Raw genomic sequence first — 15,030 nt, 5'->3', positions numbered from 1 at the left:
TAAAAGTTCCCTTTATTCCGTCCGCAAACTTTTTACAGGATTGGCCTTGGCGGCTTTAATCGCCTGAAAACTAACCGTTAGTATAGTTACGGCAAGTGCTCCCAACATAGCCAAAGCGAAAATCCACCACTTTAAAACCACCCGATACGGATATTCCTGCAGCCATCCGTTCATAATGAAATAGGCAATGGGGACAGCGATAAAACAAGAAATTATAACCAGCTTTAAAAAGTCTTTGGAAAGCATATTCCATACGTTGAATATAGAAGCCCCCAATACCTTGCGAACACCAATTTCCTTCTTGCGCTGCTCCGCAACGAAGGATGTAAGTCCAAAAAGCCCAAGACAACTGATCAAAATGGCCAAAGCCGTGAAGACCCCGGACAGGGTTCCTATGCGTTCTTCCGAAGCAAACTTTTCTCCATACTGACTATCCACAAACTCGTATTCAAATGGGATATCTGGGAAGTGCTCCTTGAACACCCTTTCTACAACCGCTAAATTCTGTCCAGCACTTTGGTCAGGGTTCAATCTGAGGTTATAATAACTGGAATTATTGAACCGATCATATACGTAAATACCTTGTTTCACGGGTTCGTAAGGGGATTGGGTAATCATGTCCTGTACTACCCCGATAATTTTCAAGGGAGGCCCTGGGTCTTCCTCATCATCGTCTTTTAAAAGTTTACCCACTGGGTCTGGCATACCCAAATATTTTTTAGCGGTTTCATTGATGAGTACGCCCAGGGAATCCGTGGCATATTCCCTTGAAAAATCCCTCCCCTCTACTATTTTTAAGTTGAGTGACTTGGCATATTCCGGTGAAACCTCGGTCCAGGCCAAATCTTCCTGAAAACCTTCCGGTTTTCCCTCCCAAGTAAATCCACTTCTATTGGACCAAATCTGAGTTGTGGGACTACTGGAAGTGGACATTTCTACCACTGCTCCGGAACCTATAAATTCACTGCGCATTAAATCATATTTTCCCTCAAAATCCTGACTGAACGTTGGTATCTGGATAAGACCTTCCTTATCATAGCCTACGGGTCGGTTTTTGGCATAGTTGATCTGCTGCATTACGATAACGGTGCCAATGATAAAAGCCACGGAAACCGTAAACTGTAACACCACCAATATTTTTCTAGGAAGACCTGCGTACTTGCCGGCCTTAAAAGAACCTTTTAGGACATCTACAGGTCTAAAGGACGAGAGATATAGCGCTGGATAGCTGCCCGCCAATAAGGAAGTGAACATTATAAACCCAAGGGACACCAGCCAAAACGTACCATTGGCCCAAGGAAACGAGATTTCCTTTCGAGACAGTTCATTAAAACCGTTCAATGAAAGAAGTACCATGACCAAAGCCAAAACAAATGCGAAAAGGACTACCAAAAAAGACTCACTTAAAAACTGATAGACCAACTGACCCTTCTGGGAACCTATGGATTTACGAATACCTACCTCCTTGGCCCTTTTTTCTGAGCGTGCGGTACTTAAGTTCATAAAGTTGATGCAGGCCAATAGTAGCACGAATGCCCCTATAATGCCAAAAAGCCAAACATATTTAATGCGGCCTCCTACTTGCCGTCCATTTTCAAAACTGCCCCTAAGATGCCAATCCTCCATGGGAAATAGAAAAATTTGCGGATTAAACTCCGCGCTATTCTCATTCAAGGTCTTTTTTACGTCCTTTATTTTATTTGTAACGCCAGCCATGGTGGTATTATCCGCAATTTGGACGAACATTTGAAAGGAATTGTTGCCCCACTGGTCCTCCGCATTTCGTATCCATTCATTATTCGCCAAGTACTTTTCCCAAGGAATGATAAATTCGGTATCGTTGAAGGAGTTGTTGAAGGGAATATCCTTATAAACGGCACTAACGTTCATATCGTGCTCGTTGCTCACTTTGATGGTTTTTCCAATGGGGTCTTCACTGCCAAAAAGTGCATTGGCCGTGGATTCCGATAACATAATGGAATTGATTTCCCTTAATCCGTCCTTTTCCCCTTTTATAATTTCCAGATTAAAAAGTTCTGGGCCCATACGCTGCATATAATTGCCCGGTCTGGAAATACTCTTCTCCCCATATTTAAGGTAATGGTCATTGGTCCATGAACACATGATCAAATGCTCAAAATTGTCACTATAACCATCCCTCAGGGCCTTTTCAAGAGGTCTGGGTATAGCTGGCCCCGTTCCAGTTTCTCCATTGAAGGTTTGGGACTGAAAAATCTGGGCGATTTTTTCCTTGTTCTTAAAATAACTGTTGTAGGATAGCTCATCCTGTATCCAAAGACCAATAATCAAGGTAACCGCCATACCTAGGGCCAGTCCACCAATATTGATAACCGAATACCCCTTGTTTTTTAAAAGGTTTCTCCAAGCGATTTTCAGATAGTTTTTAAACATGATTGATGATTTTTTGATGCTTCGACAATGCTCAGCACAGATTGATGTTTTATATAAAGACTTTCCTTTTTTTAAAATGTGTCACTCTGTACGTAAACTTTTTATTGGATTCACCTTAGCTGCCCTTACCGCTTGATAACTAACCGTTAATATGGCCACTAGTAAGACACCAATAATTGCAATTCCAAAAACCCACCATGGCATGTTCGTTCGGTAGGTATAATTTTCTAACCACTGTTTCATAGAATGGTATGCAACGGGAACCGCGATAAGACCAGAAACAATTATCAGGACCACAAATTCTTTGGAAAGTAGTTGGAATAGACTCGGAACGGAAGCACCCAAAACTTTTCGGATGCCAATTTCCTTGGTACGCTGCTCAGCCATAAAAGTGGCCAGTCCAAAAAGACCCAGACAGCTAATGAATATGGCAAGAATCGAGAAAATTTCGGACAATTTTCGCATACGCTCCTCAGTCTTGAACTTTTTTTCAAAAACAGCATCTACAAATTGATAGTTGAACGGAACGCCAGGCGAGAACTTATTAAAGACCGTTTCGATTTGACCGAGCGATGCCGCAAGGCTTTTTCCAGATGCCAGTTTTAAATTAATCCAGTTGGTCTGATTATAATTAATGGAATATATGGCCGGCTTAACAGGCTCAAAAGGTGATTCGGTCAATAAATTCTTAACCACTCCGATGACCTCATGTTGCCCATCATACCAACGAATCTTTTTACCAATCGGATTTTCCAATCCCATATACTTTACAGCAGCCTCATTTAAGATGTAACTGGTTGAGTCCGAAGCAAAATCCCTAGAAAAATCCCGTCCTTGCGCCAAATCCCAGTCCACAGTATTTCCATAATCATGGGATACATAAAAAGCAACAATATTGGTAATGAAATCAGGGTCCTTTCCTTCCCATTCATAACCGGAATTACTGTTCCAGACCTCGGTCAAAGGACTTGAGGATTCCGCCATTTCCTGTACCACGCCAGTTTCTTTCAAAGCATCGCGAAGCGCATTGTATTTGCCTTGATAATCTTCTGTAGTTTTTTCGACCATGATCAATCCATTTTTGTCGTACCCAACAGGTCGGTCCTTGGAATGTTGAATCTGCCGATTAACCACTACCGTACCGGCTACCAGAATTATGGAAACCGTAAATTGGACGACAACCAGTACTTTACGGAATGATGTCGCCGATTTTCCTGTACGGATAGTTCCTTTTAACACCTTTACAGGACGGAAAGAGGAAAGGTATACTGCCGGATAGCTTCCGGCCAAAAGGCTCGTAGCCAAAATTAATCCTGCACAAATAATCCAAAAAATAGGGTTGACTAAAGGAAACAAAACCTGTTTGTTGGCCAATTGATTGAAAAAAGGCAGTAATAACAATACAAGTCCACAGGCCAAAATAAAGGCACAAAGGGTAACCAACAAAGATTCGAACATGAACTGACCCACCAATTGGTTCCTCAGGGAACCCACTGTCTTTCTTATCCCTACTTCCTTGGCACGTTTTTGGGCCCTGGCCGTACTTAAGTTCATAAAATTGATACAGGCCAACAGTAGCACAAATATGCCTATAATGCCAAACATACGTACATATTGGATGGTTCCCCCAACAGGTCGTCCGTTCTGAAAAGTAGACAGTAAGTGCCAATCCTCCATAGCATGTAAGAATATTTGAGGATTGCTCCGTTTAGTGCCCTCGGGTACATGCTGGTAAATAACATTCTTTATTTTATTACTTACGGATTGCATGGAAGAATTGTCCGCTATCTGTGCATAAAGCAAATACGAATTATTGTCCCATAACTTTTGATCGCGCGCCGTCTTCACCCAATCGTTCATGGTCACATACAACTCCCAAGAAGCGACAAATTGAAGGGCCTTTGGCTCAGAAAACGCACTAAGGGCATCAAAAATATTGGTATTGTTCGGTAAATTTTTAAAAACACCTTTCACCGTAACCACCGCGTCGTTATTCAACTGCATTGTTTTTTCCATGGGATCTTCATCACCGAAAAACGCTTTAGCAGTGGATTCGGATATGATAATGGCATTGGGATTACTGAGTGCATTTTGATTACCCCTCAACATAGGAAACGAGAACATACGAAGGACACCTTGCTCCATAAATGCCCCGTATTCATTCAGGTGTTTATCTTTTACGGACAACACATTGTCTCCGGGAAAGGAACTCATGACCACCTCTTCAAAATCGTCACCGTATGTGCTACGCAATTCATCGGCCAGTGGATAGGGGTGATTGTACCGGGTTCGGGTTTCCCCATTTCCAGTCTTGTTCATCAAAACCTGAGCTATGCGTTCATGGTTTTTAAAATTGGTGTTGAAGGATAATTCATCATGTACCCATAAGCCAATGAATAGGGCCACTGCAATACCCAAGGCAAGACCTCCAATATTTATGATGGTATATCCTTTGTTCTTAAAAAGATTGCGCCATGCGATTTTTAGATAGTTTTTGAACATGGTACTCGTTTTTTGATGATTGATTTTTGACTGATTATTCGGTTCTTAAACTTTTTATTGGATTTGCTCTTGCGGCTTTGATCGCTTGAAAACTAACGGTAAAAAAGGCTATTATAAGGGTCAACCCTCCGGAAACGAGGTAAACCCACCATGATATATCTATTCTAAAAGCAAATTCTTCCAGCCAACTGCTCATAAAATACCAAGAAACCGGTATGGCAATCAGGATGGAAATGAAGACCAACTTCAAAAAATCTTTTGAAAGTAGGCCCGTAATGGTTCCCACGGAAGCACCAAGGACTTTTCGCACCCCTATTTCCTTGATCCTATTTTCCGCAACATAACTTGCCAAACCGAACAAGCCCAGGCAGGAGATAAAAATGGTCAAAAGCGTAAATATATTGGCGAGCTTCCCCGTGGTACGCTGGTCGTTGAACTTTTTTGCATAGGCGGCGTCCACAAATTCATAGTTAAAGGGATATTCCGGATTGTATTTATTAAAAATCCGTTCGGCCACGGCCAAATTTTGGGCCGTGTTCATCTCTGGGTTCATTCTCATATGAATGACATTGAACCATCCTTTGGCACCTTCTATGACCATAGGTTCTATTTTTTGGAAGGGAGAATTGTAAACAAAGTCCTTTACCACCCCTATAATATGCCAATCTATTCCATTGTCCTTTATTTTCTTTCCAATAGGGTCTTCAAAGCCCATTAACTCCAGGGCAGATTGATTTAATATAGCCGCGGTAGAATCCGTTGGGTATTTTTGAAGATCAAAATCCCTCCCTTCTATAAGTTCGAGTCCCATGGTATTTACAACATCGTCATCGGAAATCAGTCTATGAACTATGGTCTTATCCTGCTCATTTTTACCTTCCCACTCAAAACCCCAAGTATTGCTCCAACTCTCGGTAATGGGTGAATTGGTCTTGGTTACCGCTGTAAAGGCCCCGGATTCAAGCAATTCGGTCTTTATTAAATCATAGTTCTTCTCCATATCACCTTCAAGAGAACTATAGATCAGGTTGTTCTTAGCGTATGCCAATTGCCTATTTTGAACTTTATGAAGCTGCTGGGTAATTATCAGGGAAGCGGTTATAAGTACTATAGCTACCGAAAATTGGAGAATGACCAACACTTTTCTTGGTGTAACCATCGCATCCACTTTTTTAAAAGTACCCCTTAGTACCGATGATGGTTTGAACCCCGATAGATATAGGGCCGGATAACTACCGGCCAACAATCCCGTGAAAATAGTAACCCCTATGGCAAAAATCCAAAAACCAACACTTGCCAAATCCAAAGAAAGAGGCCTCTCCACCAAATCGTTAAAAGAGGGAAGCAATAACAATACTAAAATGACTGCAAAAGTTGCGGAAATGAAGGTAATAAGTACAGATTCTCCTATAAATTGCCCAATCAACAGCTTTCTAGGAGCACCCAATACCTTACGTACACCAACTTCCTTGGATCTCTTTTCACTACGTGCCGTACTGAGGTTCATAAAATTGATGCAGGCAATTATCAAAATGATTATGGCAATAAGCCCGAACATTCGTATCAGTTCAATCCTGCCTCCCTTTTCCACGCCATTTTCAAATTCCCCATATAGGTACATACGGGAATACGGGTATAACAGCGTTTTCATATCGGGGGTATCCTTGTCATAATTTTTGCGCAACGTCGCTATCTTTTCCGAAAATTTTTCTGGATCTGTCTTATCTTTTAAAAGTACATACGTGGCTACTGAATTATTTCCCCAGTGTTCATCGTCCCATCCTTGTTGGGTCAAATAGGACCATGGAATCAAAAACTCAAAATTAAAATGTGTATTGGAAGGAAGGTCCTTTAAAATCCCAGTCACTTTAAAGGTGTCCCTGTTATCTATTTTGACCATTTTGCCCATAGGGTCCTGGTTTCCGAATATCTTTTGGGCTAAGGACTCTGTAATCAATACGGAATTGACATCATTAAGAACGGTATTGAGATCACCTTGTAGCAACGGAAATGAGAACATATCCAAAAAATCCGGGTCTACCATGGTTCCGGTTGCCTTGATTTTTTGGTCATCCCAAGCGAATAGAAATGTATTGTCATAGAAATAACGGGTTACCTTCTCTACTTCAGGGTAATCCTTTTTAATGGCAGGCGCCATTGGTTTTGGTGTGGAATTCCAAGTCCATATCTCCCCATCAACATTGTATTGGTTATTTACCTCATATAAACGGGTTATTTTATCATGAAATCTATCAACCCCCAACTCATAGTTTATCCATAGAACAATCAATGTAGTCATGGCCAGGCCAATGGATAATCCAAGGATATTCAAAAGAGAAAAACTTCTGTTTCTAATTAAGTTTCTCCAAGCTATTTTTAAATAGTTCTTAAACATGGTTGTTTGTTGTTAGTTAATGGTTGTCAGTTCCCTTTGCATAGCTTATGGTGTCAGTTGTTTGTTTGTTGTTGGTTCTTCGTGTTTTGTTATAATTTGATTTAAATGGTAAAGCGTAAAAGACTTTAAAGCTATTACAAAATGAAACCGTCTACTAATACTTCCTACTGCTCATTGCTGACTGCTAATTGTTTACTCTGTCCTTAAACTCTTCACTGGATTTACAATGGAAGCCTTAATACTTTGGTAACTCACCGTTATGACCGCAACTGCAATGGCCAAGAAGGCGGCCAATGCGAATACCCACCACGGAATATCAATTTTATAGGAGAAATCCTCTAACCACTTGTTCATGGCATACCATCCTAATGGCAAAGAAATTAAAATGGCCACGCCCACCAACTTTAAGAAATCCATGGTGAGTTTTACCGAAATTTGCGTCACGCTCGCTCCAAGTACTTTGCGTACACCTATTTCCTTGACCCGCTTTTCGGCATTGAAGGCAGCTAATCCAAATAATCCCAAACAAGCAATGATGATGGATAGTATGGTGAATATGACAAAAATATTTCCCAATCTACGCTCACTCTGGTAGGAGTCATTGAAGGAATCGTCCATGAAATAGTAGTTAAAGGGTTCTCCCGGAACAATATTGTTCCATACATTCTCGATTTTTGAAACCGCATTTTCAAAGTTTCCAGCTTCAATTTTGATAGCCATGGCATAAGCGTTGTTGGCCAATCTTAGACTTAATGCATCTATTTCCTCCTTCATGGTTTCAAAGTGGAAATCCTTCACCACTCCTATGATGGTAAAGAACTCGGGGTTTTCAGCATTGAAGTCTGGTGAATATCTTTCCCCCAAGGCAGTCTCGGGGGTAAGTTTCATTACTTTTACAGCAGTTTCATTGACTATGATCGCCGTTGAATCATTGCCAAAATTTTCATCGAAATTACGACCAGTTACAAATTCGAATCCCATGGTAGGCACATAATCATAATCCACGCCCCAAGTTTGCATACTTACGGCATTTTCCTGATCTGTTAGCCCTTCTTCAGGAACGAAAGTACTATCACTACGACTGGAAGGCGTTGGAAAAAAGCTACTTAATGTGGCGTTTTTAACAAAGCTTAATTGCTTTATCTGTTCCTTGAACGAGTTGGCCTTGCTACCCGCAGTGTAGACATCGTTCACTACTAGTACCTGATCTTTAGAAAACCCAAGATCTTTGCTCTGTATATATTTCAATTGCTGATACACCACCAAAGTGCTGATAATCAAAAACACCGATATGGCAAACTGAAAGACCACTAGGGAGTTCCTTATATTTCCACCCCCTACACTACTTTGTCCACCTCCCTTTAGCACGTTCACGGGAATAAACCTTGACATAAAAAATGCCGGGTAACTTCCTGAAAATAATCCAAGTACAATAGCCCCTCCAAAAAGAATCAACCAAAAGAAAGGACTTAGAAACGGAAGTGAAATGTCCTTGTCCGCCAGCTCATTAAAAAAGGGTAGGGCCGATACGGCCAAAACCAATGCCAAAAGCAACGATATAAAAGATATTAGACCGGATTCTACCAGAAACTGCCTCACCAAATCCCTTTTTTTGGAGCCCAAGGTTTTACGGACACCCACCTCCTTGGCCCGTTTCAAGGATTGTGCCGTAGAAAGATTCATGAAATTAACAGAGGCCAAAACCACTAGAAAAACTGCGATAAAGGACAGAATATAAATACTCTGCATATCATTGTTGGAACTCATTTCGGCAACCAGATTGGAGCTTAAATGAATATCGGTCAAAGGAATCGTACTGTAATTCAAATAGTTTCCAGCAGCAGCAAATTGTTCTTCGGTAATACCAGGCATAAAACTTTGGGCCCATGGAATTAGATATTTACCTAAGAATCCTTGCAACGGTTCTTTTATACTCTCCACATTTGCAGAGGGAATTAGTTTGAAAAAGGTCTGGTAGTTATTACTTCCCCAATTTACGGTCTGAGCATCCTCATTGCCTGCCATAGCCTCGAACAAACTGTAGTCTCTAAGAAAAGAGTTATTGGGTAAATCTTCAATTACCCCTGTAACCGTAAATGGCTCTTCATTGTTCAATATTAAATCTTGACCCACCGCATTGGTCACTCCAAAGTGCTTTTCTGCAGCAGTCCTTGTCATTACAATTGAGTTTGGATTCCTTAAGGCCGTAGTTGGGTCACCAGCCAACATCTCAATCCCGAACATTTCAAAAAAAGTGGCATCCACAAAAGTCGTTTGCTCCTCCTTGACGTTGGCTTCAGCATCTGCTTTCCTGACCAAAGCACTACCCCGAGTCCTAAACCTGGTAACCACTTCAATTTCAGAAAAATCACTTTGTAAGGCATCTGCCATTGGTGCAGGACTTACGGCATACTTTCGGGCATCGCCACCAAATTTAATATCCGCATTAACCCTATAGATTCGATCTGCATCCGTAAACATGGTATCATAGGTCAATTCATCATGGATATATAATGAAATCAGTAGGGCTCCTGCCATACCAATGGCAAGTCCGAAGGTATTGAGGAAGGCAAAAAAAGGTTGCTTTTTTAAACTCCTCCAGGCGATTTTGATGTGATTTTTAAACATGATAGACGATTTTTTGATTGATGCTTCCACTACCTCGGTACAGGTTGACGTATTGGCTCATATAATGTTATGTCCAATTCCGTGCCAATTAGACAATCATTTGTTTTACAGGTACTTGAATAATTTTTCATTTTAAAGGTGTAAAATATTTTGACAAAATATGTACAATATATTTACAGGAAGCTCCTCTAAAATATTTTAAAACCCCTTTGCAATAAACATGTTTAAATCAATCGAACCATATTATATCTCCCTACTCTGTTCTTAAGCTTTTTACGGGGTTGGCCCTCGCCGCTTTTATGGCTTGAAAGCTTACTGTAGCTATTGCAATGGCCAGCGCAATTCCACCCGAAAGAGCAAAAACCCACCATTGTATATCAATTTGGTATGCATAGTCATTTAGCCACTTGTTCATGGCATACCATGAAAATGGTGTTGCAATCAAAATGGCCAGCAATACCAACTTCAAAAAATCTTTGGATAACAGTAAAGCAATACTCGATACCTCAGCCCCTAAAACCTTGCGCACACCTATTTCCTTAGTTCTTTGAACGGCACTATAGGTTGCCAATCCCAACAATCCCAAACAAGCAATTAAAATGGCGAGAAAGGAAAAAATGGTAAATAGATTCTTAAACTTAAAGTCGGCCTCATATTGTTGGTTAAAGGATTGGTCCAAGAAGCTATATAAAAAAGGACGGTGGGGTGCCAGTTCTGCCCATTTATTTTCAATATTGGATATAGCCTGTTGAATATTATCGGATTTCACCTTTAAAGAAAGGTATTTCCCATACTGTGAATACCGCATGGTTAATGGTGCCACTTTTTGATGTAAGGACAAATAGTTGAAATCCTTCACTACCCCAATTATCGTACCTTCACGACCCCATTGTTCAAAGCGCTTACCGACTATTTTCTGTGGGTCTGCATAACCAAAACTTTTGGCCGCGGCTTCGTTGACTACCATGGCCTGGGTGGAATCTGTAACGAACTCCCGCGAATACGGTCGTCCGGCAACAACTTCTATTTCGTAGTGCGGAATAAAATCGAAATCGATTTCATATAGAAATGGGTCAAAATTTTTCATTTGTCCTTCCTGCGTCTGAATACTTGTTCCCGCAGCAGGAAAATGACTTCCGGGAACGGTTCGTGAACCAGCTACGGAGACTACCTCGGGCAATTCCATAAACTCGCTTTTTATGGTTTCCATATTGTCAAGTACTTCCCCGTCCCAATTAAAATCGATGACCAATTGCTGTTCCCTGTCAAATCCCAGATTTTTGTCCAACATAAATCCTAATTGAAAGTACACGATTACTGTGCTAGCTATCAACGCTATGGAAAGACTGAATTGAAATATGACCAATCCTTTCCTTAGCCTATTTCCGTTTTGTGATGTTCTAAAAACACCTTTCAATACGCTTGAAGGTTTAAAACTTGAGAGCACAAAAGCGGGATAGCTACCGGATAAAAGCCCAATAATAAATGCCATTCCGGCATATAACAATACTGTAGAGCTATCGAAAATTTCCTCTGTTAAAAATGGTTTCCCAGTAATTGTTCGCATTGCAGGAAGACATAGAAATACCAAAGCAATACCTAATACCGATGCTAAAAAAACCATGGTCAACGACTCTCCCAAGAACTGGTACACCAGTCCTTTTTTATTTGCGCCAATCACCTTTCTAATACCAACTTCCTTGGCTCTTTCCAAAGAACGGGCCGTTGCCAAATTCATAAAATTGATGCATGCGATAATTAAAATGAAAAGCCCAATAATGGCAAAGATGTAGATATTGGAAAGGCTGCCCGTAATACCTGGCTGCCTTGCAGCTTCTGATTGCAAATAGGCTTCACTCAAAGGTTCAAAGGAAAGATCATAAAAATATTCGTCATATTCCTCAGGTCGATTGCTTTCTAAAAATGCTGGTATTTTCGACTGAAATGCCTGTTGGTCAAAATTCTCATCGACCAGAAAATAGGTGTAGAAATCCACATAGCCCCAAGAATCAAAAATTTCGGGCCTAGTCTGATAGAATGAACTCATGGACATAAGTACGTCAAAGGAAAAATGTGAATTAGCGGGAACATCTTTCATTACGCCCGTTACGGTATAAACACCGTCGTTGGCCCTTCCCCCTACACCTTTAATAGTTTTCCCCATGGGGTCCTCGTTTCCAAAATATTTCTTTGCCGTACTTTCCGTCAAGACTATGGAATAAGGTGCTTCCAAAGCAGTTTTTGGATTACCGGAAATTAAAGGCCATGTAAAAACATCAAAGACCGTTGGGTCCATGTAAAAGCAATTGCTCTCCTGAAAGGAACGTTCGTTGTATTCTAACAATACATCATCCCTACCTGAAAATTGGACTTTCTCAACTACTTCTGGAAAGTCGGATTTTAACGCTGGCCCTACCGGAGCATTCCCCCATATCCATCTGTCTTGGATATTATCTGCACTACTGTGATGAACCACCCTATAAATTCGATTTCCTTTTTCGTGATAACTATCATACGAAAGTTCGTTCTTGATAAACATGGCAATCAACAAAAAACACGTCATACCTATTGCCAGGCCACCAATGTTAATGGCCGAATACCCTTTGTTCTTTAATAGATTTCTCCAGGCGATTTTAATATAGTTTTTAAACATGATTCTCGTTTTTGATGCTTCGACTTTGCTCAGCACAAGTTTTTATTCCGTCCTTAGGCTTTTAACTGGGTTTGCCATGGCTGCTTTAAGCGCTTGATAACTAATGGTTAGTAGGGTAATTATCATGACAATGGCAATTGCTAAGATGAATATCCACCAATTGATCGCTGTTTTGTATTCAAAATTCTCAAGCCAGCGGTTCATGAAATACCATGCAATGGGTGAAGCTATAATCCCCGCAATGACAATCAGTTTAAAGAAATCCTGCATGACCAGACCTACCACATGGTTGACACTGCCACCCAAGACCTTTCTAATACCTATTTCCTTTGTTTTTTGTACTACGAAGAACAATATGAGCCCATAAATTCCCAAGCAACCGATAAAAATAGCCATACCGGAAAAGATTCCAATGAGTGATAGAAAACGTTGTTCTGTCTCATACAATTCCGCCACACGATCATCCAAAAAAGCATACTCAAACACATAATCCGGAAAAGACGAGCTCCACTCGTTTTCAAGATGTGTCAATGCACTCTTGGTGTTTTCCAGATTAATTTTTACAGCTATTTCGGTGTATAGTCTCGGTTGAGGCGTAATGAATATGGGATTAATATTGGCATGAAAATCTTGATCGTGAAAATCCGCAACCACCCCTACTATTTTTCCTTGGATAAAGTCATTGCTAATATTGACCGATTTATTCAGAACATCCTCCATTTTGGATAGACCCACTTTTCTGACAAAATCTTCATTCACTATAATCTCGTCCACGGAGTCTTTTTCGTAAAAAATCCGTCCGGCGACCAGTTCCAAATCAAACGTATTCAAGTAATTTTTGTCACCCGCCTTGGCTTGAATATTAAAATCCTCTACCTCTGGCCTATTGTTAAACCTGACACTGGTACCCCAATTGTTATCGCCAGCCCCTGGCGACGCAAAACAGGCCGTAACACTTTCTACACCGGCATTCTGCGCTATGCGTTCTTTTAATCCTTGCAATTGTATGGGTTCAATATCATCCGGAATTTCAACCATTACAATTCCTTCCTTTTCAAAGCCCAAATCGGAATTAATGGCATACTTTAATTGTTTGCTTATGACAATGACCCCGATTATGAGCACAATACTGATGACGAATTGTGTGACCACTAAGGTCTTTCTTGTCAAATAACCACCTGTATCCTTTTGGGATAATTTCCTTTTTAAGGCCAAGACCGGAGCTATCCTGGATAGAAGCAATCCTGGGTAACTTCCCGCCAAAAGGGTAACCAATACCAATATACCCGAAATAAATCCTAGGAATTTAAAGTTCAAGAGCCCTTTAATGGAAAGCTTTATATCGAACATCGAATTAAAGTAAGGCAAGACCAAAAAGCATAACAAAGCCCCAAAAAGAAGAGCAAGCAGGCTCACAATAAACGTTTCGGCCATAAATTGCCAAAACAGTTGGCCCTTGAAACTTCCCAAAACCTTACGAACACCAACTTCCTTTGAACGGTTGGTAGATTGTGCCGTGGAAATATTGATGAAATTGATACTCGCTATTATAAGAATGAAGAAGCCTATTAAAGAAAATATCCACAGCGTTTTGGGGTCGATTCCTCCGCTATATCGTTCATCAAAATGAATATCCGCCAGTTGCTGGAGTTTGTAATGGTGTACATTCTTGCTATTGGGACGAAACTTTTCAACATATCCTTTCAGTTGCTCCTCTATTAACGCAATGTCCTGATTAGGACGCATTAGTGCATAACCGTGTAAACTGGAATTAATACCGCCCCAACTCTCAGAGGACAAAAATTCATCATAACTTTTTATTGTTGGGAAGGACACGAATATTTGTGACTGAATCAACGTAGTTTTTGGTAAATCCTTTAATACTCCAGTAATCCTAATGGTTTCTAAATTTTCAAGAACGAAATCTTTATTAATAGGATTGGAATCTCCGAACAATTTTTTTGCCAATTGTTCGGTAATCAAAGCGGTATTGGGTTCTGTAATAGGAGCTTGATTAGTACCATCGATTAAGGGATAGTTGAATATTTTGAAAAAATCAGCTTCCGTAAAGGATATATCTGCTTTTACTAGCTTTTTTTCCGAACCATTTTCAATGGAAATCAGCCAATTTTCACGGTCCACACTTTTTGCCACTATTTCGGCATAATCATAATCCTGTTTAAAGGCATTGGCAAATCCCGGAGGTACGGACGCTTCGTAATCAACAATATCCCGATGCTCTTCAGTATTGAACCGATAGATTCGGTCTGAATTTTTATGGAAATTATCATATTGCAGATGATGTTGAACAAACAGAAAAATTAAAATACTGCAGCCAAAACCCAGTGCCAGGCCCAAAATGTTGATTGTGGCAAAACCCTTCCTTTTTTTTAAGCTTCGCCAAGCGATTTTAAAATAATTCTTTATCATGATTCTCGTT

Annotated in this window: 6 protein-coding genes; all 6 read right to left on the bottom strand. The window is 40.5% G+C overall.

The window, feature by feature from the left end; all coding sequences use genetic code 11:
• Positions 1-12 precede the first annotated feature (12 nt).
• Positions 13-2,412 carry an ABC transporter permease gene (locus tag DZC72_RS07460; RefSeq protein ID WP_125222213.1) on the bottom strand — a complete coding sequence of 800 codons (2,400 nt, stop codon included), beginning with the start codon at positions 2,410-2,412 and terminating at the stop codon, positions 13-15.
• Positions 2,413-2,493: 81 nt separating this feature from the next.
• The gene (locus tag DZC72_RS07455; RefSeq protein WP_125222212.1) at positions 2,494-4,914 is read right to left on the bottom strand and encodes an FtsX-like permease family protein; all 2,421 of its coding nucleotides are present in this window, start codon (positions 4,912-4,914) and stop codon (positions 2,494-2,496) included.
• A gap of 34 nt (positions 4,915-4,948) precedes the next feature.
• Positions 4,949-7,309, bottom strand: a complete 2,361-nt coding sequence (locus tag DZC72_RS07450; protein WP_125222211.1) for an ABC transporter permease — start codon at positions 7,307-7,309, stop codon at positions 4,949-4,951.
• A 192-nt stretch (positions 7,310-7,501) separates the two neighbouring features.
• Positions 7,502-9,937 carry an ABC transporter permease gene (locus tag DZC72_RS07445; RefSeq protein WP_125222210.1) on the bottom strand — a complete coding sequence of 812 codons (2,436 nt, stop codon included), beginning with the start codon at positions 9,935-9,937 and terminating at the stop codon, positions 7,502-7,504.
• Between the two features lie 253 nt (positions 9,938-10,190).
• Entirely contained in the window at positions 10,191-12,590 is a 2,400-nt protein-coding gene (locus tag DZC72_RS07440; RefSeq protein WP_125222209.1) for an ABC transporter permease, read from the bottom strand.
• A 42-nt stretch (positions 12,591-12,632) separates the two neighbouring features.
• Positions 12,633-15,020, bottom strand: a complete 2,388-nt coding sequence (locus tag DZC72_RS07435) for an ABC transporter permease (protein WP_125222208.1) — start codon at positions 15,018-15,020, stop codon at positions 12,633-12,635.
• Positions 15,021-15,030: the final 10 nt, after the last annotated feature.

This window comes from Maribacter algicola (assembly GCF_003933245.1).
Lineage (GTDB): Bacteria > Bacteroidota > Bacteroidia > Flavobacteriales > Flavobacteriaceae > Maribacter > Maribacter algicola.
This window is presented reverse-complemented; position numbering and strand designations above follow the sequence as displayed.